This is a genomic window from Pseudomonas sp. GW821-FHT01A09 (assembly GCF_058986725.1).
The window spans coordinates 20,027-40,781 of sequence record NZ_JBYSWB010000023.1 but is presented as its reverse complement, the minus strand read 5'-3'; the positions used below and the strand labels follow the sequence as shown (position 1 = coordinate 40,781).

20 protein-coding genes are annotated in these 20,755 nt (G+C 60.4%); 5 read left to right on the top strand and 15 right to left on the bottom strand.

Translation table 11 applies throughout. The features are described 5' to 3' along the window. Positions 1–142 precede the first annotated feature (142 nt). The 15 genes from glmU to msrA all read right to left on the bottom strand — a co-directional run bounded on the left by glmU (position 143) and on the right by msrA (position 14,248). Positions 143–1,510, bottom strand: coding sequence for a bifunctional UDP-N-acetylglucosamine diphosphorylase/glucosamine-1-phosphate N-acetyltransferase GlmU (gene glmU, locus AC3WJP_RS22090; protein WP_493723119.1), 1,368 nt, complete (start codon positions 1,508–1,510; stop codon positions 143–145). Between the two features lie 112 nt (positions 1,511–1,622). Continuing rightward, positions 1,623–2,051: a F0F1 ATP synthase subunit epsilon gene (locus tag AC3WJP_RS22085; RefSeq protein ID WP_493723120.1), complete on the bottom strand. Its 429-nt coding sequence runs from the start codon at positions 2,049–2,051 to the stop codon at positions 1,623–1,625. A gap of 44 nt (positions 2,052–2,095) precedes the next feature. Beyond that, positions 2,096–3,475 (bottom strand): F0F1 ATP synthase subunit beta, encoded by a 1,380-nt coding sequence (gene atpD, locus AC3WJP_RS22080; protein ID WP_493723121.1) that lies wholly within the window; start codon positions 3,473–3,475, stop codon positions 2,096–2,098. A 27-nt stretch (positions 3,476–3,502) separates the two neighbouring features. Beyond that, positions 3,503–4,363, bottom strand: a complete 861-nt coding sequence (gene atpG, locus AC3WJP_RS22075; RefSeq protein WP_493723122.1) for a F0F1 ATP synthase subunit gamma — start codon at positions 4,361–4,363, stop codon at positions 3,503–3,505. A 50-nt stretch (positions 4,364–4,413) separates the two neighbouring features. Beyond that, positions 4,414–5,958 (bottom strand): F0F1 ATP synthase subunit alpha, encoded by a 1,545-nt coding sequence (gene atpA / locus AC3WJP_RS22070; protein ID WP_493723123.1) that lies wholly within the window; start codon positions 5,956–5,958, stop codon positions 4,414–4,416. A 21-nt stretch (positions 5,959–5,979) separates the two neighbouring features. Continuing rightward, positions 5,980–6,516, bottom strand: a complete 537-nt coding sequence (locus AC3WJP_RS22065; RefSeq protein WP_493723124.1) for a F0F1 ATP synthase subunit delta — start codon at positions 6,514–6,516, stop codon at positions 5,980–5,982. A gap of 12 nt (positions 6,517–6,528) precedes the next feature. After that, positions 6,529–6,999 (bottom strand): F0F1 ATP synthase subunit B, encoded by a 471-nt coding sequence (locus AC3WJP_RS22060; protein WP_493723125.1) that lies wholly within the window; start codon positions 6,997–6,999, stop codon positions 6,529–6,531. A gap of 57 nt (positions 7,000–7,056) precedes the next feature. Continuing rightward, positions 7,057–7,314: a F0F1 ATP synthase subunit C gene (gene atpE, locus AC3WJP_RS22055; RefSeq protein ID WP_194788647.1), complete on the bottom strand. Its 258-nt coding sequence runs from the start codon at positions 7,312–7,314 to the stop codon at positions 7,057–7,059. A 93-nt stretch (positions 7,315–7,407) separates the two neighbouring features. After that, the gene (atpB, locus tag AC3WJP_RS22050) at positions 7,408–8,277 is read right to left on the bottom strand and encodes a F0F1 ATP synthase subunit A (RefSeq protein WP_493723126.1); all 870 of its coding nucleotides are present in this window, start codon (positions 8,275–8,277) and stop codon (positions 7,408–7,410) included. A 16-nt stretch (positions 8,278–8,293) separates the two neighbouring features. Beyond that, positions 8,294–8,701 carry a F0F1 ATP synthase subunit I gene (locus AC3WJP_RS22045; protein ID WP_493723127.1) on the bottom strand — a complete coding sequence of 136 codons (408 nt, stop codon included), beginning with the start codon at positions 8,699–8,701 and terminating at the stop codon, positions 8,294–8,296. Between the two features lie 149 nt (positions 8,702–8,850). Further along, positions 8,851–9,723, bottom strand: a complete 873-nt coding sequence (locus tag AC3WJP_RS22040; protein ID WP_493723128.1) for a ParB/RepB/Spo0J family partition protein — start codon at positions 9,721–9,723, stop codon at positions 8,851–8,853. A gap of 9 nt (positions 9,724–9,732) precedes the next feature. Beyond that, a complete protein-coding gene (locus AC3WJP_RS22035) occupies positions 9,733–10,524 on the bottom strand; it encodes a ParA family protein (protein ID WP_226503834.1) in 792 nt (263 codons plus the stop codon). Between the two features lie 18 nt (positions 10,525–10,542). Next, complete coding sequence (gene rsmG, locus AC3WJP_RS22030; protein ID WP_493723129.1) at positions 10,543–11,190, bottom strand: 16S rRNA (guanine(527)-N(7))-methyltransferase RsmG; 648 nt, start codon at positions 11,188–11,190, stop codon at positions 10,543–10,545. Then, the gene (gene mnmG / locus AC3WJP_RS22025) at positions 11,187–13,085 is read right to left on the bottom strand and encodes a tRNA uridine-5-carboxymethylaminomethyl(34) synthesis enzyme MnmG (protein ID WP_493723130.1); all 1,899 of its coding nucleotides are present in this window, start codon (positions 13,083–13,085) and stop codon (positions 11,187–11,189) included. The genes rsmG and mnmG overlap by 4 nt, the downstream gene beginning before the upstream one ends. Before the next feature lie 455 nt (positions 13,086–13,540). Beyond that, a complete protein-coding gene (gene msrA / locus AC3WJP_RS22020; protein WP_493723131.1) occupies positions 13,541–14,248 on the bottom strand; it encodes a peptide-methionine (S)-S-oxide reductase MsrA in 708 nt (235 codons plus the stop codon). Positions 14,249–14,485: 237 nt separating this feature from the next. On the opposite strand from msrA, the gene AC3WJP_RS22015 reads away from it, so the two are divergent. From AC3WJP_RS22015 to AC3WJP_RS21995, 5 genes are all read left to right on the top strand, one after another. Next, the gene (locus tag AC3WJP_RS22015) at positions 14,486–15,223 is read left to right on the top strand and encodes a response regulator transcription factor (RefSeq protein ID WP_493723132.1); all 738 of its coding nucleotides are present in this window, start codon (positions 14,486–14,488) and stop codon (positions 15,221–15,223) included. Further along, positions 15,220–16,677, top strand: coding sequence for a sensor histidine kinase (locus AC3WJP_RS22010; RefSeq protein ID WP_493723133.1), 1,458 nt, complete (start codon positions 15,220–15,222; stop codon positions 16,675–16,677). Before AC3WJP_RS22015 ends, AC3WJP_RS22010 begins: the two co-directional genes overlap by 4 nt. 68 nt (positions 16,678–16,745) lie before the next feature. After that, positions 16,746–17,252, top strand: a complete 507-nt coding sequence (locus AC3WJP_RS22005) for a sigma-70 family RNA polymerase sigma factor (protein WP_493723134.1) — start codon at positions 16,746–16,748, stop codon at positions 17,250–17,252. Continuing rightward, positions 17,253–18,197 (top strand): FecR domain-containing protein, encoded by a 945-nt coding sequence (locus AC3WJP_RS22000; protein WP_493723135.1) that lies wholly within the window; start codon positions 17,253–17,255, stop codon positions 18,195–18,197. It abuts the gene before it with no gap. A 102-nt stretch (positions 18,198–18,299) separates the two neighbouring features. Beyond that, a complete protein-coding gene (locus AC3WJP_RS21995) occupies positions 18,300–20,747 on the top strand; it encodes a TonB-dependent siderophore receptor (RefSeq protein WP_493723136.1) in 2,448 nt (815 codons plus the stop codon). Positions 20,748–20,755 lie beyond the last annotated feature (8 nt).

Here is a 20,755-nt window from a genome sequence, read left to right as displayed (position 1 = left end):
TGGATTTCGAGCGTTCTGAATGACGTCTTCGCGGGCAAGCCTTGCTCCTACAAGAGTACGATTCAGGATCGTTTTTCACTGTAGGAGCAAAGCTTGCTCGCGAAGGGGCCGGCCCGGGCAACATTCAGCTCTGTGGATATCTTCAGGGCTTGCGAACCTTCACTGGCCGCGCCCAGCCTTCGATATTGCGCTGACGGGCACGGCCCACTGCCAACTGGTCCTGCGGCACATTCTGGGTGATGGTCGAACCGGCTGCCGTCGTGGCGCCGGAGGAGATATCCACAGGCGCAACCAGCGAGTTGTTCGAACCGATGAATACATCCTCGCCCATGGTGGTGCGCCACTTGTTCACACCGTCATAGTTGCAGGTGATGGTGCCGGCGCCGATATTGGTGCGCGCGCCAATGTCAGCGTCGCCCAGGTAGCTGAGGTGGCCCGCCTTGGCACCCTCTCCCAGCACGGCATTCTTGAGCTCGACGAAGTTACCCACATGGGCCCGCACGCCCAGTACAGTGCCCGGACGCAAGCGCGCGAACGGGCCGGCATCGCTGCCCTCGCCCATCACCGCGCCATCCAGATGGCTGTTGGCCTTGACCACCGCGCCTTTGCGCAAGGTACTGTCCTTGATGGTGCAGTTGGCGCCGATCACCACGTCGTCCTCGATGATCACGCGGCCTTCGAGCACCACGTTGACGTCGATCAGCACATCACGACCCACGATGACTTCACCGCGCACATCGAAGCGTGCCGGATCGCGCAGCGTCACACCCGCCGCCATCAGGCGCCGGGCTTCACGCCATTGATAGTGGCGCTCCAACTCGGCGAGTTGCTTGCGATCGTTGGCGCCCTGCACTTCCATCGGGTCTTGAGCGGTCTCGGTGGCGACCACCAGGCCATCGGCCACGGCCATGGCGATCACGTCGGTCAGGTAGTACTCACTTTGGGCGTTGTGGTTCGACAGGCTGCCCAGCCACTGGGCCAGGCGCGCGGCAGGGACGGCGAGAATCCCGGTGTTGCCCTCGCGGATCGCCCGTTGCGCCTCGGTGGCGTCCTTGTGCTCGACGATCGCCTGCACGCGCCCCTCGGTATCGCGGACGATGCGGCCATAGCCGGTGGGGTCGGGCAGGTTGACCGTCAACAGGCCCAGTTGATCGGGCGTGACCTTGGTCAGCAGGCGCTGCAAGGTCGCCACTTCGATCAGCGGCACATCACCGTAGAGGATCAGCACGGTGTCGGCGGTCAGGTTCGGCAGCGCCTGGGCCACGGCATGGCCAGTGCCCAGTTGCTGGTCCTGCAACACGAAGCTCAGGTCATCGGCCGCCAGGCGCTCACGGACCAACTCGGCACCATGACCGATCACCACATGAATGCCCTGTGGATCGAGCTGCCGAGCGCTGTGGATAACATGGCCGAGCATCGAGTTGCCAGCAACGAGGTGCAAGACCTTCGGCAAAGCCGAGCGCATCCGCGTGCCTTGGCCTGCGGCGAGAATGACGATATCAAGGGACATTGACGAGCTACCAATCCTGAGCGGCCAGCGGACGTGACCGATGAATGAAGGGGCGGAAAAAGAAAAAGGGTAGCCGAGGCTACCCTTTTACTCAATCGCGCAAAGCGCAGCCTTATTGGCCGTACTTCTTGCGAATCTGCTGGACGGTGCGCAGCTGAGCTGTCGCCTCGGCCAGACGTGCAGCAGCAGCGCCGTAGTCGAAATCAGCACCTTGCTCATTAAGCGCTTTTTGCGCTTCTTGAACAGCGAGCTGCGAAGCGGCTTCGTCCAGATCTGCAGCGCGTTGCACGGTGTCGGCAAGAACCTTGACCATGTTCGGCTGCACTTCGAGGAAACCACCCGAGATGTAGAACACCTCTTCTTCTGCGCCGTCCTGCTTGATCAGGCGGATAGGGCCTGGCTTCAAGCTGGTGATCAGCGGCGCGTGGCCCAGAGTGATACCCAGATCACCCAAAGCACCGTGCGCAATCACCATCTCCACCTGACCGGAAAAAATCTCTCCTTCCGCGCTGACGATGTCGCAATGGACTGTCATAGCCATCTGCTTGCCTCAACCTGAAGAGCGCCCGTTGCCGGGCGCCGAAATTACAGTTTCTTGGCTTTCTCGATCGCTTCTTCGATGCCGCCGACCATGTAGAACGCTTGTTCTGGCAAGTGGTCGTAGTCACCCTTGAGGATGCCGGAGAAGCCAGCAATGGTGTCTTTCAGGGAAACGTATTTACCCGAAGCGCCAGTGAAGACCTCAGCCACGAAGAACGGCTGCGACAGGAAGCGCTGAATCTTACGAGCGCGGGATACGAGTTGCTTGTCGGTTTCCGACAGCTCGTCCATACCCAGGATCGCGATGATGTCTTTCAGCTCTTTGTAGCGCTGCAGCACGAATTGAACGCCGCGAGCGGTGTCGTAGTGCTCCTGGCCGATCACGTTCGGGTCCAGCTGGCGCGAAGTCGAGTCCAGTGGATCGACCGCTGGGTAGATACCCAGGGAGGCGATGTCACGGGACAGTACGACGGTGGCGTCCAAGTGGGCGAAGGTGGTGGCTGGCGACGGGTCGGTCAAGTCATCCGCCGGTACGTATACAGCTTGTACCGAGGTGATCGAACCGTTCTTGGTCGAAGTGATGCGCTCTTGCAGCACGCCCATCTCTTCAGCCAGCGTCGGCTGGTAGCCTACTGCCGAAGGCATACGGCCCAGCAGTGCGGATACTTCGGTACCGGCCAGGGTGTAACGGTAGATGTTGTCGACGAACAGCAGAACGTCGTTACCTTCGTCACGGAACTTCTCGGCCATGGTCAGGCCGGTCAGTGCGACGCGCAGACGGTTGCCCGGCGGCTCGTTCATCTGACCATAGACCAGTGCCACTTTGTCCAGAACGTTGGAGTCCTTCATCTCGTGATAGAAGTCGTTACCTTCACGAGTACGCTCACCCACACCGGCGAACACGGAATAACCGCTGTGTTCCATCGCGATGTTACGGATGAGTTCCATCATGTTTACGGTCTTGCCGACACCGGCACCACCGAACAGACCTACTTTACCGCCTTTGGCGAACGGGCAGACCAGGTCGATAACCTTGATGCCGGTTTCCAGCAGGTCGTTGCCGCCTGCCTGTTCCGCGAAAGTAGGAGCGGCGCGGTGGATACCCCAGCGCTCTTCGGTGGCGATCGGGCCAGCTTCGTCGATCGGGTTGCCGAGCACGTCCATGATCCGGCCCAGGGTCGCTTTACCGACAGGTACGGAAATGGCAGCGCCCGAATCGGTCACTTCCAGGCCACGTTTCAGGCCTTCGGTGGAACCCATGGCGATGGTACGAACCACGCCGTCGCCCAGCTGTTGCTGAACTTCGAGGGTCGTGCCGGCAGCGCTTTGTACCAACAGCGCGTTGTAGATGCTCGGTACGCTGTCACGTGGGAATTCCACGTCGATAACGGCGCCGATGATTTGAACGATACGTCCGCTACTCATAGCTGGATCCTCTGAATATTTGAACCGTTAAACCGCGGCAGCGCCGCCAACGATTTCCGAGATCTCTTGGGTGATCGCAGCCTGACGCGCCTTGTTGTAAACCAACTGAAGATCCTTGATCAGGTCTCCGGCGTTATCGGTTGCATTCTTCATTGCGATCATCCGCGCGGCTTGTTCAGCTGCGTTGTTCTCGACCACCGCCTGGTACACCTGCGATTCCACGTAACGCACCATCAGGCCGTCAAGCAGCTCTTTGGCGTCGGGTTCGTAGAGGTAATCCCAGTGGTGCTTGAGATCCTGATCCGGGGTTGCCTCCAACGGGATCAACTGCTCCACCGTCGGTTTTTGCGTCATGGTGTTGACGAACTTGTTGGATACCACGGACAGGCGATCGATACGGCCTTCCAGGTAAGCATCCAGCATGACCTTGACGCTGCCGATCAGGTCATTGATCGACGGCTCTTCACCCAGGTGGCTGATAGCAGCGACGACGTTGCCGCCGAAGTTGCGGAAAAACGCCGCACCCTTGCTGCCGACCACGCACAGGTCGATCTCTACGCCATTTTCGCGGTTTACCGCCATGTCCTTGACCAAGGCCTTGAACAGGTTGGTATTCAAGCCGCCGCACAGACCACGATCACTGCTCACTACCACATAACCGACGCGCTTTACTTCGCGATCGATCATGAACGAGTGGCGGTATTCCGGGTTGGCGTTGGCGAGATGCCCAATCACCTGGCGGATACGCTCCGCGTAAGGACGGCTGGCTGCCATGCGCATTTGTGCCTTGCGCATTTTGCTGACCGCCACTTTCTCCATGGCGCTGGTAATCTTTTGCGTGCTTTTGATGCTCGCAATCTTACTGCGAATCTCTTTTGCGCCTGCCATGTAACACCTATCAGGTTAGCAAGCGGGAGCCTTGCGGCTCCCGCTGCGGCTTACCAGGTTTGGGTGGCCTTGAACTTCTCGATACCGGCCTTGAGGCCCGAATCGATTTCGTCATTGAAGTCACCCTTCACGTTGATCTTGGCCATCAATTCGGCGTGATCGCGGTTGAAGAAAGCAATCAGCGCTTGTTCGAAGCTGCCGATCTTGGTGATTTCGATGTCGGTCAGGAACCCACGCTCAGCGGCATACAGCGACAGCGCCATGTCAGCGATCGACATTGGTGCGTATTGCTTCTGCTTCATCAGCTCGGTAACGCGCTGACCATGCTCAAGTTGCTTGCGGGTCGCTTCGTCCAGGTCAGAAGCGAACTGGGCGAATGCCGCCAGTTCACGGTACTGAGCCAGAGCGGTACGGATACCACCGGAGAGCTTCTTGATGATCTTGGTCTGAGCGGCACCACCCACACGGGATACCGAAACACCGGCGTTCACTGCTGGGCGGATGCCCGAGTTGAACATGGCCGATTCCAGGAAGATCTGACCGTCGGTGATGGAAATCACGTTGGTCGGAACGAACGCGGAAACGTCGCCAGCCTGGGTTTCGATGATCGGCAGTGCGGTCAGCGAGCCGGTTTTGCCGGTCACTGCGCCGTTGGTGAACTTCTCGACGTAGTCAGCCGATACGCGCGATGCGCGCTCCAGCAGACGGGAGTGGAGATAGAACACGTCGCCTGGGTAAGCTTCACGGCCTGGCGGACGGCGCAGCAGCAGGGAAATCTGGCGGTAAGCCACTGCTTGCTTGGACAGATCGTCATAGACGATCAGCGCATCTTCACCGCGGTCGCGGAAGTATTCACCCATGGTGCAACCGGAGTACGGAGCCAGGAACTGCAGTGCTGCAGATTCCGAAGCGCTCGCGGCAACGACGATGGTGTTAGCCAGTGCGCCGTTTTCTTCCAGCTTGCGAACCACGTTGGCGATGGTCGACTGCTTCTGGCCGACGGCCACGTAGACGCAGAAGATACCGCTGTTTTTCTGGTTGATGATCGCGTCGATCGCCATGGCAGTCTTGCCGATCTGGCGGTCACCGATGATCAGCTCGCGCTGGCCACGGCCGACAGGGATCATGGCATCGACAGCCTTGTAGCCAGTCTGTACAGGCTGGTCTACCGACTGACGCCAGATCACGCCTGGAGCAACTTTCTCGACCGCATCGGTCTCGGTGTTGTTCAGCGGACCTTTGCCATCGACAGGGTTACCCAGTGCGTCGACGACGCGACCCAGCAGTTCCTTGCCAACCGGAACCTGCAGGACGCGGCCAGTGCACTTGGCGCTCATGCCTTCGGCCAGGGACTGGTAGGCACCGAGTACGACGGCACCGACGGAGTCCTGCTCCAGGTTGAGGGCCATACCGAAGACGCCGTCCGGGAACTCGATCATTTCGCCGTACATGACGTCGGCCAGACCGTGAATCCGTACGATACCGTCAGACACGCTGACGACAGTGCCTTCGTTACGGGCTTGGGAGGTCACATCGAGCTTTTCGATGCGGCCCTTGATGATTTCACTTATTTCGGAAGGATTGAGTTGCTGCATTGCTCTGCTGCCCCTTCAAACTCAAGATTTCAATGCTTCGGCAAGTTTCGCGATTTTGCCGCGAATCGAGCCATCGATAACCAGGTCGCCGGCACGGATGACGACACCACCAATCAGGGCAGCGTCCTCCGCAACTTGCAGGCGCACTTCCCGGTTGAGTCGTGCACTAAGAACCTTGGCGAGTTTGTCTTGCTGTTCTTGGTTCAACGCGAAGGCACTGGTGACTTCCACATCGACCGTTTTCTCTTGCTCGGCCTTGTACAGGTCGAACAGAGCGGCAATCTCCGGCAACAGCAGGAGACGGTCGTTTTCGGCAACGATGTGGATGAAATTCTGTGCCTGGGCATCGAACTTGTCGCCGCACACGTCAATAAACGTGGCGGCCTTGTCTGCGCTCGTCAGTCGCGGGGCCTTGAGCACGCGCCGCATGGTGTCATCTTGTGACACCGCTGCAGCCAGGCCGAGCATGGCTGACCAATTGGCCAGTTGCTGGTGGGCCTGAGCGTGCTCGAAGGCCGCCTTAGCGTAAGGTCGGGCCAACGTGGTCAGTTCTGCCATGATCGCCCTCGCTTAAATTTCAGTAGCCAGTTTGTTAACCAGCTCCGCGTGCGCGTTTTGATCGATTGTGGCACCCAGGATCTTCTCGGCACCGCCGACTGCCAGCAAGCCCACTTGGGCACGCAGCGCGTCTTTGAGGCCATTCAGTTCCTGCTCGATCTCGGCCTGAGCCTGGACCTTCACACGGTCAGCGTCGATACGGGCCTTTTCAACGGCCTCTTCAACGATCTGGTTACCGCGTTTCTTGGCCTGCTCAATGATTTCAGCTGCTTGAGCTTTCGCGTCGCGCAGTTGTTGACCCGCTTTCTCTTGGGCCAACTCCAGGTCGCGAGCCGCTCGGCTGGCAGCGTCCAGTCCATCCGCGATCTTCTTCTGACGTTCGTGCAAAGCCGCGATGACCGGAGGCCACACGAACTTCATGCAGAACAGCACAAAGATGAAGAACGCAACGGACTGGCCAATCAGGGTTGCATTAATGTTCACGCCAACACCTCGCTCATTCGTTGTCCATCACACCACTTTCGCTCAAAGATCGAGCGATTAGCCGGCGATTTGAGCAACGAAGGGGTTTGCGAAGGTGAAGAACAGTGCGATACCAACGCCGATCATGGTCACGGCGTCGAGCAGACCGGCGACGATGAACATTTTAACTTGCAGCATTGGGACCATTTCTGGCTGACGCGCTGCGCCTTCCAGGAACTTGCCGCCCAGCAGACCAAAGCCGATAGCAGTACCCAGAGCACCCAGGCCGATCAGCAGAGCAACAGCGATAGCGGTTAGACCAACTACAGTTTCCATCTTTCCTCCCGACTTTTACGTCGTATTTGCTAGGTTTTTTTAGATTGAATCGGTAAAGCTAAATCGTTACATCGAGTAGCGCCGAGGCGACACTCAATGGTTATCTTCGTGTGCCATCGACAGATAGACGATGGTCAGCATCATGAAGATGAACGCCTGCAAGGTGATGATCAGGATGTGGAACACCGCCCACGCCCATTGCAGCACCACGCCCAAGCCGCTCAGCCACAGCAGGCCGCTGCCGAACATGACTGCGATCAGGATGAATACCAGCTCGCCTGCGTACATGTTGCCGAACAACCGCAAAGCCAGAGAGATTGGCTTGGCGATCAGGGTGACGAATTCCAGCAGGAAGTTCACCGGGATCAGCAGGATCTGAACGAAAATGTTCTTGCTGCCGAACGGGTGCAGGGTGAGCTCGCCAATGAAGCCGCCCAGGCCCTTGATCTTGATGCTGTAGTAGATGATCAGCGCGAACACGCAGAAGGCCATGGCCAGCGTGGCGTTCGGGTCGGTCGTCGACACGGCGCGGAACGGAATCTCGTGGTCACCGGAAATCGCCGCGGCCAGCTGAGGAATCCAGTCGACCGGTACCAGGTCGATGGCGTTCATCATGAAGACCCAGACGAAAATGGTCAGCGCCAGCGGTGCGATCACGGCGTTGCGGCCGTGGAAGCTGTCTTTGACGCTGCCATCGACGAACTCGACCAGCACTTCGACGAAGTTCTGCAGAGCGCCCGGTTGACCGGAAGTGGCCTTTTTCGCCGCCGCGCGGAAAATCAGGATGAAAATCAGGCCCAGCGCGAACGACCACCCCAAGGTATCGAGGTGGAATGCCCAGAAGCCCATTTGCTTGGCTTCTGCAGCGGAGTGGGCAAAGCCCCATCCGCCTTCTGGTAACTGCCCGAAGGTCAGGTTCTGCAAGTGGTGCTGGATATAGCCCGAAGCGGTTTCTGCTGCCATGGTTGCCTCAAACGCCCTAAGGTCTCGAAAGTCTTGTTCTCATCAGCAAGGGTGAAAACCAGCTGACCCCCTGTGTCAGCATGACAACGCCGAATACCGCCAGCGGTGCCAAGGGTTTCACCCCCGCAAACGTCAGTGCGAACAGCACTGCCGTCAAAATAAGTTTGCCCGCCTCGCCGGCATAGAATGACCGAACGATGGCTTGAGCTGCCCTGGCCCCGGTAAACCGGAAAGCCTTGTAGGCGAAGTACAGATTTGGCAGCCAGATGATCAAGCCTCCGCAAAGGCCCGAGTACCCACTGACTGCTCCGTGCCACTGCCACAACCCCAATGCCGCAAGCAAAAACACTACAAATTGCGCCATCAGGACCGGAAAAACTGCCCAGCGATGGAACGGCAGCCTGTTTAGCGTGCGGGTTTCCATCGTGTTGGCTCCTGTTGGGTCGGCGTGCCGTAAATCAATGACTTGGCATAAATTGTGCCGACAAAATGCGCGCAGAGTATAGGGGCGGTTAAGCCCCTATTCAACTGCCGGGTAGTGATTTCCGACTGGACGCTACAAACTCAATTGTTTCAACGGATGTGCGCGAGCACTCCCTGAAGCTCATCGAGCGAGTTGTATCTGATCACCAGCTGGCCCTTACCCTTCTGTCCGTGGCGTATTTGCACCGCAGAGCCTAGGCGTTCGGCCAGTTTCTGCTCAAGACGGCTGATGTCCGGGTCAGGTTTGGCCGCTTCCACAGGCTGCGGTTTACCACTCAACCACTGCCGCACCAAGGCCTCGGTCTGGCGAACCGTGAGACCTCGTGCGACAACGTGTCGCGCCCCTTCGACCTGCTGTTCTTCCGGCAGACCGAGCAAAGCGCGAGCGTGACCCATTTCCAGGTCGCCATGGGCCAGCATGGTCTTGATGACTTCCGGCAAGGCAATCAGGCGCATCAGGTTGGCCACGGTCACCCGGGATTTGCCCACCACGTCGGCGACCTGCTGCTGCGTCAGATTGAATTCCTGCTGCAGACGGGCCAGGGCGTTGGCTTCTTCGACCGGGTTGAGGTCTTCGCGCTGGATGTTCTCGATCAGCGCCATGGCGATGGCGGTTTCATCCGGCACATCGCGAACCATGGCAGGGATGGTTTCCATCCCGGCCTGCTGGCTGGCGCGCCAGCGGCGCTCACCGGCGATGATCTCGAAACGATCGCCGCCGATCGGCCGTACCACGATGGGCTGCATCACGCCCTGGCTCTTGATCGAGTGGGCGAGTTCTTCGAGCGCCTGCGGATCCATGTCGCGGCGCGGCTGGTACTTGCCGCGCTGGATCAGGTCCAGGGGCAGGTGCTGCAGCTCTTTCTGGTCGATCTGCACCGCTTGTTCTTCAAGCGAGCTGACGGTCGGGCCACTCAGCAGCGCATCCAGTCCGCGTCCCAGACCTCGTTTCTTGACGGCCATGTGGATTCCTTAAAGTGCCGCAACGGGGCGTGACGGGCGGCGTTGACGGCGGACCATCTCGCCGGCGAGGGCCAGATAGGCCAGCGCACCCCGGGATTGTTTGTCATAGGCCAATGCGGGCATCCCGAAACTCGGGGCCTCGGCCAGGCGAATGTTGCGCGGAATGACCGTGTCGTAAAGTTGTTCGCCGAAGTGCGCCTTGAGTTGCGCGGACACATCGTTGATCAGACTCAGCCGCGGATCGTACATGGTCCGCAGCAGGCCTTCGATTTTCAGCTCGGGGTTGAGCAGTTCAGCGATGCGCTTGATGTTATCCACAAGATCGCTGAGCCCTTCGAGGGCAAAGTACTCGCACTGCATGGGGATGATCACGCCATCGGCGGCCACCAGCGCATTGAGGGTCAGCATCGACAGCGAGGGCGGGCAGTCGATGAGGATGTAATCGTAGTTTTCCCGCACCGGTGCCAGGGCCGTGCGCAGCCGGCTCTCTTTCATCTGCATTTCCAGCAGGACGACTTCGGCCGCAGTCAGGTCGCGGTTGGCCGGCAGCAGTTGATAACCGCCGTGCTCGGAGAATTGCATGGCTTCCTGCAGATCGCATTCGCCGATCAGCAGGTCGTACACGGAGTTTTCCAGGGTGTGTTTATCCACACCGCTGCCCATGGTGGCGTTGCCCTGTGGATCGAGGTCGATCAACAGCACACGACGCTTGGTCGCGACCAGCGATGCGGCGAGGTTGATGCAGGTGGTGGTCTTGCCCACACCGCCTTTCTGGTTCGCGATTGCTAATACCTTAGCCATTCTTGCTTGTGTTCCCAATCATGCCGTGCGGCGCAGTATCAGCAGATGGCGTTGGCCTTGGCAACCGGGTACGGCCAAGGCGTTTTCGCTATCGAGGTGGAAGTCTGCCGGCAATGCTACCAGTTCGTCGGCAGGATGCAGCCCTTTCATTGCCAACCAGCGCGTTTGCCCGTCGCCGAGGTGGCGCGTCCAGTTGGCGAAGTCTTCCAGGCTGCTGAAAGCGCGGGAGACGATACCCGCGAACGGCTGCGCCGGCTGGAAGTTTTCGGCGCGGCTGTGGACAACTTGGAGGTTGTCGAGCTTGAGCTCGAGTTTGACCTGGGTCTGGAAGCGGGTTTTCTTGCCGTTGCTGTCGAGCGTGGTCACCTGTTTCTCGGGAAACATGATGGCCAGCGGTATGCCCGGCATGCCGCCGCCGCTACCGACGTCCAGCCAGCTAGGGCTGTCGCCGATGTGCGGGAGAATGCTCAGGCTGTCGAGCAGGTGGCGCGAAACCATTTCGTCCGGATTACGCACGGCCGTCAGGTTGTAGGCCTTGTTCCATTTTATCAACAGGGCCAGGTAGCCCAGCAGTTGCGCGTGCTGCTGCTCGCTCAGCTCGATGCCCAGCGCGCGGGCACCTGTGGATAACTCTTCTGCGTGTTGCTCGGTAACCAGAGAACTCAAGCGCTTTGCTCCAACGCACGACCGGCGCCGCGTTTTTTCAGATGAATCAGCAGCAACGAAATGGCCGCCGGGGTGACGCCGGGAATGCGCGAGGCCTGGCCAAGCGTCTCGGGACGCGTGTTGCCGAGCTTGCCCTGGATCTCCTTGGACAGCCCGGAAATCGTCGTGTAATCGATATCCACAGGCAGACGGGTGTTCTCGCTGGCGCGCAGACGAGCGATCTCGTCCTGTTGGCGGTCGATGTAGCCGGCGTACTTGGTCTTGATCTCGACCTGTTCGGCGACCTGTGGATCGATTGCGCCATTGCCGGTGATATCCACGAGGCCGAGGTAGTCGATTTCCGGACGGCTGAGCAGATTGAGCAGGTTGTATTCGTGGGTCAACGGCGTGCCGAAACGCTCGGCGATCGAGTCGCCCAGCTCGGTGCCTGGGCGTACCCAGGTGTTTTTCAACCGTTGTTCTTCCTGGGCAATGGCTTCGCGCTTGGTGCAGAACGCCGCCCAGCGCGCGTCATCGACCAGGCCGAGCTCGCGACCTTTTTCGGTCAGGCGCAGGTCGGCGTTGTCTTCGCGCAGGATCAGCCGGTATTCGGCCCGGGAAGTGAACATCCGGTACGGTTCCTGGGTGCCCAGGGTGATCAGGTCGTCGACCAGCACGCCGATGTACGCCTCGTCACGACGCGGGCACCAGCTTTCGCGGCCCTGTGCGCGCAATGCGGCGTTGGTACCGGCGAGCAGACCTTGCGCGCCGGCCTCTTCGTAACCGGTGGTGCCGTTGATCTGCCCGGCGAAGAACAAGCCCGCGATCACTTTGGTCTCGAGACTGTATTTCAGGTCCCGTGGATCGAAGTAGTCGTATTCGATGGCGTAGCCGGGCCGCACGATATGGGCGTTCTCCATGCCGCGGATCGAACGCACGATCTGCAACTGCACATCGAACGGCAAGGACGTCGAAATGCCGTTGGGATACAGCTCATGGGTGGTCAGGCCTTCCGGCTCGATGAACACCTGATGGCTTTCCTTGTCGGCGAAACGGTGAATCTTGTCTTCGATCGACGGGCAATAACGCGGGCCGATGCCTTCGATTTCGCCAGCGGCCGAGTACATCGGCGAGCGATCGAGGTTGGCCGCGATGATTTCGTGGGTGCGGGCGTTGGTATGGGTGATCCAGCAACTGACCTGGCGCGGATGCTGCTCCTTGGAGCCCATGAACGACATCACCGGAATCGGCGTATCGCCGGGTTGTTCGGTCATCACCGAGAAATCCACCGATTTGCCATCGATGCGCGGCGGGGTGCCGGTCTTCAGGCGCCCTACCCGCAACGGCAATTCACGCAGGCGATGGGCCAGAGCGATCGAAGGCGGATCGCCGGCACGGCCACCGGAATGATTCTGCAAACCAATGTGGATCAGACCGCCGAGGAAGGTGCCGACGGTCAATACCACGGAATCGGCCAGGAAGTGCAGGCCCATCTGGGTCACTACGCCTTTGACTTCATCCTGTTCGACGATCAGATCGTCGCAGGCTTGCTGGAATATCCACAGGTTGGGCTGGTTCTCGAGGATTTCGCGGATCGCGGCCTTGTACAGGATGCGATCGGCCTGGGCCCGAGTGGCGCGCACGGCCGGGCCTTTGCGTCCGTTCAATACGCGGAACTGGATGCCGCCCTTGTCGGTGGCCAGCGCCATGGCACCGCCGAGGGCATCGATCTCCTTGACCAGGTGGCTTTTACCAATGCCACCGATCGCGGGATTGCAGCTCATCTGCCCGAGCGTTTCCACGTTATGGGTCAGCAGCAGGGTTTTGGCGCCCATGCGCGCTGACGCAAGTGCGGCCTCGGTACCGGCATGACCGCCGCCGATGACGATCACTTCAAAACGGGAAGGGAAATCCACCACGCACCTCGTGCCTGTTTCTGTGGGTAATTGGGATAGCCGACAAGTATAGGGCCTGGTCCCGGTCTAAGGAACCCGTCTGCACAAAAAATAACCAGCTGTGGATAATCGAGAGCAATAGAAATTAAAAAGAAAGAAATTTATTAAAGCTTTGTTTTTATGTTTATTTATACACAGGCTTTTTTCTGTGGATAGATTCACGTAGACCTTTAACCACTTGATGTACAGCGATTCAAAAGGTTGTGGTCATGTGCCAAGGAGCCTTTGGGATAAGCGGCTTAAACCTGTGGATTAAATGGGTGCTTATGCACAGTGGTAGACATCCACAGCCAGGAAGCCCGGTTATCACCAGAGCTTAGACGCGGTTTTCCACAGGGCTTAATCCACAGATTTGGCAATTTGGAGGGCGTAGCGAGGGGGCTTGCCCCCGAAAAGATGTTCGGGGGCGACGCGTATCAGGGATTTACCAGCACCGGCTTGTCGCGATAACGGTCCTTGAACGTGGCCTCGAGCGCCGCCACCTTGGGTTGATCGTTGATCATGATGTAAGGGCTGTAAGGGTGCTGAGTCAGGTAATCCTGGTGATAACCCTCGGCTGGGTAGAAGCCCTTGAGGTCTTCGACCGTCGTTGCCAGTGGTTTGGACCAGGCCTTGGTGCCATTGAGCTGGGTGATATAGGCCTGGGCGATCTGCCGCTGGTCGGCGTCGCCAACGAAAACCGTCGAGCGATACTGGGTGCCGCTGTCCGGACCTTGACGATTCAGCTCGGTGGGATCGTGGATCACCGAGAAGTAGATCTGCAGCAATTGGCCGTAGGTGATCTGGGTGGGGTCGTAGGTCACCTGCACCGACTCGGCATGGCCGGTCTCGCCGCTGCCGACCTCTTCATAGTGAGCGGTCTGCGCCTGGCCGCCGGCATAGCCGGACACCGCCTGGGTCACGCCGTTGACGTGTTGGAACACGCCCTGCACGCCCCAGAAGCAGCCGCCCGCGAATACCGCGGTCTCGCTGTGGACAGTTTTGCCAGGGGTCTCGTCCTGCACCGGTGCAGGGATGATCACCGCCTGCTCGGCATGGGCAAAGGAGGCGCCCAGCAGGGCGGTGGCGAAGGCGCCCCAATGCAAGGGTTTGTGCAAAGCTCGCCAGGTTCGGGCCAGAATCATGTCGTGTGCTCCGGGGACTGTGGATAATTCAGTGTAGCGAGGGAGCTTGCTCCGGATTGCTGCGTATTTTCGGGGGCAAGCCCCCTCGCTACAGGGTTCGATGGCGCCAGGTGGTGTGCAGCCATAGTCGCGGTGCGGCGTTCGCCAAGTCCTCACGCAAAGTTAAATTAAATGTGACAACTCCCCAGGCCGTTCTTGGCCACAATGGGCCCTTTCAAAGCGACGGGAATCAGGCGAATGGACCGGACCAAGCGGGTACTGATCGTAGAAGACGATGCACACATCGCCGACCTGCTGCGCCTGCACCTCAAGGACGAAGGCTACGAGGTGGAGCATGCCAGCGACGGCGACCAGGGCATGCGCCTGCTCGAGCTGCAAAGCTGGGACGCCTTGGTGCTGGACCGGATGCTCCCCGGGGTCGACGGCCTGGAGATCTGCAAGCGCGCCCGCGGCATGGCGCGCTACACGCCGATCATCATCATCAGCGCCCGTTCCAGCGAGGTGCACCGCATCCTCGGTCTGGAACTGGGCGCCGACGATTACCTAGCCAAGCCGTTTTCCATGCTGGAGCTGGTGGCACGTGTGCGCGCGCTGTTGCGCCGTACCGATGCGCTGGCGCGCAATGCGCGGCTGGAGTCCGGGCTGCTGGAAAGCCACGGCGTGGCCATCGACCCCCTCGCCCGCGAATCCTTCCTGCATGGCAAGCCGCTGGGGCTGACGCCGCGTGAATTCGACCTGCTGTACTTCTTCGCCCGTCATCCGGACAAGGTCTTTTCGCGCATGGACCTGCTCAATGAAGTCTGGGGTTATCAACACGATGGCTACGAGCACACCGTCAACACCCACATCAACCGCCTGCGTACCAAGATCGAAGCGGACCCGGCCAATCCACAGCGGATTCTGACGGTCTGGGGCCGCGGCTATAAATTCAGCGCCAACCCCTCGGTGGGTGTTGGCACAGAGGGTACGTCGTGAAAAGTCTTACCCAGCGCCTCTCCCTGGTCTTCGCCGTACTGCTGATTGCCTGCAGCGGGGTGTCGGTGTGGCTGCAGATCAACGCCAGCAACCGTCATGAACAAGTGGTAGTGCAAAAGTTGTCCACAGGCCTGGCCGCGCATATCGCCGAAACCGCGCAGTTGATGGATGCGGATGGCTGGCGGCCCGACGCCGTGCGCGGCCTGTTCGACAAGCTGATGGCGGTCAACCCCGCGGTCGAGGTGTACCTGCTGGCCAAGGACGGGCGCATCGTCGGCAACGCGGCGCCCCCGGGCAAGGTGCAGTTGCAACGCGTCAACCTGGCGCCGATCGGGCAATACCTGAACGGCGCACCGTTGCCGATTCTGGGAGACGATCCTCGTAATCCACAGGCGCAGAAGGTGTTCAGCGCCGCGCCCGTCACCGTGAACGGGCGCGAGGGCGGCTACGTGTACGTGGTCCTGCAGGGTGAGGCCCGCGACGCGCTGGTGGCGGCTTTATCCACAGACTCCGTGCTACGGGCGACGCTGTGGGCCATGGCGATCATGGCGCTGTTCAGCCTGATCATGGGACTGATCGCATTCCGCCTCATTACCCGGCCGTTGCGGGATCTGACTCAGGCTGTGGGTAACTTCGATCCTCATGGTCAAGCCGCAGCGGCGCTCGGCAACGACGGCCCTGAAGCTGTCCACAGGGACGAGATCGCGACTCTGCGCGCGGCCTTCGCACAGATGGGCCAACGCATTACTGCCCAGTGGCGAGAGTTGTCCACACAGGACCAACAGCGCCGCGACATGGTCGCCAATATCTCCCACGACTTGCGCACGCCCCTCACCTCCCTGCACGGTTACCTGGAGACACTACGCCTCAAGGACGGGACACTCAGCCCCGAAGAGCGTCGTCATTATCTGGATATAGCCCTGGGCCAAAGCAGCAAGGTCGGGCGTCTGGCTCAGGAACTGTTCGAGCTGGCGCGGCTGGAATCCGGGTTGGTGCACCCTGAACTCGAACCTTTTGCCCTGCCGGACCTGGTGCAGGACGTGATGCAGAAGTTCGAGCTGGCAGCGGAGGCGCGGCAACAGCGGCTGTCGGCAGAAATGCCCCCCACACTGCCGGCAGTGCGTGCTGACCTGGGCATGATCGAGCGGGTGCTGACCAATCTGCTCGACAACGCCATCCGTCATAACCCGGCGGGCACCCATATTCTGGTGCGCATGCAAGCGCAGTTGACCATGGTGCAGGTCGAGGTGGCCGACAGTGGCCAAGGCCTCTCGCCTCAAGTGCGCAAAGGGTTGTTCACAAGGGCGTCGGCCCTGCAGCGGGTACCGGGAGAAAGCGGCGGCCTGGGCCTGATCATCGTGCAGCGGATGCTGCAATTGCATGGCAGCGAAGTGCGACTGGTCGAGGCGGTGCAGCCGGGGACGGTGTTCCGCTTCCATCTGCAGGCGGCCTGAACGGGGGTATTGTGAGATGTGTAAACAAAAGCTAATAATAGGCATTATCATTAGCGCGTCTCGCCTCCATGCCCTCTGTCCCTCATACCGACGCCGTCCAGCGTATCTACCAGCAGCACCATCACTGGTTGCAGGGGTGGCTGAAGGGGCGTTTGTCCTGCGCCAGCGATGCCGCCGATGTCGCCCACGATACATTCGTGCGCATGCTCAGCTCGCGCAGTGCTGATCAGATCCGTGAGCCGCGGGATTATCTGGCCACGGTGGCTCGCGGGCTGGTGATCGATCGCTACCGCCGCCGGGCAATCGAGTCAGCCTATCTGCAGAGCCTCGCCGCGCGCCCGGAACAACTGGCGCCCAGCGAAGAAGACAAGGCGATCATCCTCGACACGTTGGTGGCTGTGGATAAAGCCTTGACCCAGCTCGGCGCTCGGACCCGACAGATCTTCCTGCTGTCGCAACTGGACGGCCTGACTTATCAACAGATCGCCATGCAGCTCGATGTGTCCCTGACCACAGTCAAAAAGCACATGATCCGCGCCTTTACCGAATGCACCCTGATCATGGCGGCCGCCTGAATGGCCAGCCTGCCCCAGCGCAAGATCGTCGAAGCGGCGGCCACCTGGTACGTCCAGTTTCAAAGCGAGGCGCCGACTGACCGGCAACGTCAGGCCTGGCAACGCTGGCTCGACAGTGACCCGGCGCACCGTCTGGCCTGGGAGCAGATGGAGCAGATGCAGCGTCACCTCGGCGCCCTGCCCCGCGAGGCCAGCCGGCGCGCCTTGTCGGCCGGGCAGCAGCGGCGCCAGGTGCTCAAGTTGCTGGCGCTGATCGGCGCCACCGGCTATCTGGGCTGGAACCTGCAGGATCGGATCAGCCCCTTGGCACTGTGGGCCGACTATCGCACCGCTGTGGGCGCCCACCGTTCCATCGAGCTGGCCGATGGCACCCGGCTCGAGCTCAATACCGATACGGCTGTGGATATCCTCTATGACGCGCAGCAGCGTGTGATCCGGCTGCGGCAAGGGGAAATTCTCGTCAGCACCGGTAAACGGGGTGATCAACGCCCGTTGTACGTGGCTACCCGCGAGGGACGGGTGCAGGCCCTGGGGACAGTTTTTTCCGTCCGGCAGTTATCCACAGCCACCCGGGTCGGCGTGCTGGAAGACCAGGTACGGCTGTCGCCACGGGATGCCCCAGCGGACGATCAGCGCCTCAAGGCAGGTGAAAGTGCCGAGTTCGATCGCCAGCATGTTTCCGCGCACCAGCCCTATTCGGCGGCACAGGCGGCCTGGGTCAATGGCCAGTTGATCGTGCTCGATGCCACGCTGGGTGAGGTCGCCGCAGAGCTGGAGCGCTATCGGCCGGGCAGCCTGCACTGTGAACCGCAGGCGGCGCGGCTCAGGGTGTCAGGGACTTTCAAGGTCAATGACAGCGATGCGGTGCTGAGCAATCTGCAGGCAACGCTGCCCATCAGCGTCAGTTATTTCAGCCGTTACTGGGTCACCATCAGGCATCGCTGAAAATATCCACAGCTGGGGTTACCTTTTTCGAAGCTGGCGCGGCCCTACAGATAACCGCGGATCAACGCGAACGTCTGTCACCTTCCAGAGCCGAATATCACCATGCGCTTTCCCCCAGTGACCTTGTCTGCCCGCCGGCATCTATCCCGACACTGCGTTGCCTATGGCTTGCTGATCAGCAGCGCCAGCCTGATGCCGCTGCTCAGCGCCAATGCCTATGCGGCCAGCGCCACGCAAAGCTATACCATCGCCGCCGGCCCGCTGGACAAGGCGCTGAGCCAGTTCGCCGCCTCGGCCAACGTGATCCTTTCGTTCGCGCCCGGGCAAACCGCCAATCGCCGCACCGCCGGCTTGCAGGGCAGTTATTCGGTGGAACAGGGGTTCGCCACGCTGCTGCAGGGCTCGGGATTACAGGCTGCCAGCCAGGCGCCGGGCAGCTATGTGCTGCAAGCCGTGCCCGCCAGTGACGCCGTCAACCTCGCGCCCACTCGCATCGACTCCTCGACGCCGGGCATCCAAGGGCAATACGCCGAGCCTGACGTGGGCTACAAGGCCGACCGCAGCCGCGCCGCGACCAAGACCAGCACTGCCCTGTCCGAGACCCCACGCTCGGTCTCGGTGGTTACCGCACAGCGCATGAAGGATCAGAAGTCCCAGAGCCTCACGGAAGTGCTCGGCTACGTGCCCGGTATTTTCGCGCCGCCCTTCGCGGCGGGCGACAGCCTGGCCGGCGACCTGTTCTTCATCCGCGGCTTCAACGCCACCGATTACGGCTACGGGCTGCTGCGCGACGGCCTGCGCGTGCAGGGCAACCGCTACGACACCACCACCGAACCCTATGGCCTGGAGCGGGTGGAGATCTTCCGTGGCCCGTCGTCCATTCTCTATGGCGAAAACGCCCCGGGCGGGCTGGTCAATCTGGTCAGCAAGCGGCCGACCGCCGAGTCCCAGGGCGAGGTGCAACTCGGCTACGGCAGCAACAACCGCCGGCAGTTGGGCGTCGACGTGTCCGGGCCGTTGAATGACAGCGGTACCGTGCTGGGGCGGATGGTGATGTTCGGCCGCGAATCCGACACCCAGACCGACCACGTGCCCGACGATCGCTTGTATGTGGCGCCGTCCATGACCCTCAACTTTGATGACTACAACACGCTGACGCTGCTGGCCAACTACCAGAAGGACCACACCAATCTCGAACTGGGCCTGCCGGCCGCCGGCACCCTGCTGAACAACCCCAATGGCAAGCTGAGCAAGCACACCATGCTCGGCGATCCGGACTGGAATCACTTCAAGCGCGAAACCTGGAGCGTCGGCTACGAATTTGCCCACAGCTTCAACGACGACTGGCAGTTCCGCCAGAATTCGCGGTTCATGGAGTCGCGCATCGATCGCCATGAAACCTGGCCGACCGCGCTGAACAATGGCGGTTATGGCACCAATGTGACCATGACCGCTTACGACCGGGACAATCAGTCCCTGGTCTACTCTGTGGATAACCAGCTGGAAGGCAAATTTGCCTTGGGCGCTGTGGATAACACCTTGCTGCTGGGCGTCAGCCACGACCGCACCTCGTTCAACCAGGACTGGGATGCCGGTTTCGGCGGCGTGATCAATGTCTTCAACCCTGTGTACACCCGCACCCCCACAACCCCGGTGCATGTGCAGAACACCGTGCTCGAGCAGGACATGAACGGCGTTTATGCACAGCTCCACAGCAAGTATGACCACTGGATCATGCTGCTCGGCGGGCGCCAGGATTGGGTCGACAGCGATTACAGCGACAAGGTGAGCCCGGCCAGCAACATCAGCTCCAGCGACAAGAAGTTCACCTACCAAGGCGGTTTGATGTACGCCTTCGATAACGGTGTCACGCCTTATGTCAGCTACTCCACGGCGTTCGTGCCCGTGCAACAGATCTCCAACGCCGGCGCCCCGCTCAATCCGATCACCAGCCGTCAGTACGAAGTGGGGATGAAGATCGAGCCGATCGGCTGGAACACCTCGATCACCGCATCTGTGTACGACCTGTTGAAGAAGGACGACACCTATCTGGACTCGACCACCAACACCTATCGCCAGGTCGGCCAGAGCCGCTCCAAAGGCATGGAGCTCGAGGTCAACAGCGACGTCACCGCCAACCTCAATCTGGTGGCCTCCTACAGCTACACCGATGCGCGCATCACCAAGGACAAGGCTGGCTCGATCGTCGAAGGCAAGCAGATGACCGGCGTGCCGCGCAATCAGGCCTCGGTCTGGGCCAAATACCGCTTCCTCGATGGCTACCTCGACGGCCTGCATGTCGGCGCCGGGGTGCGCTACTTCGACAGCACCTTCTCGTACACCGGCGCCAGCCTGTACGGCAAGCTCGATGCCGGGGACGTGACGCTGGTGGACGCCAACGTCGGCTACCGCATCGATCCGCACTGGTCCGTCGACCTCAACGCGAAAAACCTCTTCAACAAGGACTACGTGTCAGGCTGCAACGACGCCGGCCGCTGCTATTGGGGAGACAGTCGCACCCTGCTGGGGACGGTTTCCTACAACTGGTAACCGTTCAC

What these genes read in the sequence shown, in the direction of transcription:
- glmU (WP_493723119.1), bottom strand. Translation starts at nt 1,510, where the DNA reads ATGTCCCTTGATATCGTCATTCTCGCCGCAGGCCAAGGCACGCGGATG.
- AC3WJP_RS22085 (WP_493723120.1), bottom strand. Translation starts at nt 2,051, where the DNA reads ATGGCTATGACAGTCCATTGCGACATCGTCAGCGCGGAAGGAGAGATT.
- atpD (WP_493723121.1), bottom strand. Translation starts at nt 3,475, where the DNA reads ATGAGTAGCGGACGTATCGTTCAAATCATCGGCGCCGTTATCGACGTG.
- atpG (WP_493723122.1), bottom strand. Translation starts at nt 4,363, where the DNA reads ATGGCAGGCGCAAAAGAGATTCGCAGTAAGATTGCGAGCATCAAAAGC.
- atpA (WP_493723123.1), bottom strand. Translation starts at nt 5,958, where the DNA reads ATGCAGCAACTCAATCCTTCCGAAATAAGTGAAATCATCAAGGGCCGC.
- AC3WJP_RS22065 (WP_493723124.1), bottom strand. Translation starts at nt 6,516, where the DNA reads ATGGCAGAACTGACCACGTTGGCCCGACCTTACGCTAAGGCGGCCTTC.
- atpE (WP_194788647.1), bottom strand. Translation starts at nt 7,314, where the DNA reads ATGGAAACTGTAGTTGGTCTAACCGCTATCGCTGTTGCTCTGCTGATC.
- atpB (WP_493723126.1), bottom strand. Translation starts at nt 8,277, where the DNA reads ATGGCAGCAGAAACCGCTTCGGGCTATATCCAGCACCACTTGCAGAAC.
- AC3WJP_RS22045 (WP_493723127.1), bottom strand. Translation starts at nt 8,701, where the DNA reads ATGGAAACCCGCACGCTAAACAGGCTGCCGTTCCATCGCTGGGCAGTT.
- AC3WJP_RS22040 (WP_493723128.1), bottom strand. Translation starts at nt 9,723, where the DNA reads ATGGCCGTCAAGAAACGAGGTCTGGGACGCGGACTGGATGCGCTGCTG.
- AC3WJP_RS22035 (WP_226503834.1), bottom strand. Translation starts at nt 10,524, where the DNA reads ATGGCTAAGGTATTAGCAATCGCGAACCAGAAAGGCGGTGTGGGCAAG.
- msrA (WP_493723131.1), bottom strand. Translation starts at nt 14,248, where the DNA reads ATGATTCTGGCCCGAACCTGGCGAGCTTTGCACAAACCCTTGCATTGG.
- AC3WJP_RS22015 (WP_493723132.1), top strand. Translation starts at nt 14,486, where the DNA reads ATGGACCGGACCAAGCGGGTACTGATCGTAGAAGACGATGCACACATC.
- AC3WJP_RS22005 (WP_493723134.1), top strand. Translation starts at nt 16,746, where the DNA reads ATGCCCTCTGTCCCTCATACCGACGCCGTCCAGCGTATCTACCAGCAG.
- AC3WJP_RS22000 (WP_493723135.1), top strand. Translation starts at nt 17,253, where the DNA reads ATGGCCAGCCTGCCCCAGCGCAAGATCGTCGAAGCGGCGGCCACCTGG.
- AC3WJP_RS21995 (WP_493723136.1), top strand. Translation starts at nt 18,300, where the DNA reads ATGCGCTTTCCCCCAGTGACCTTGTCTGCCCGCCGGCATCTATCCCGA.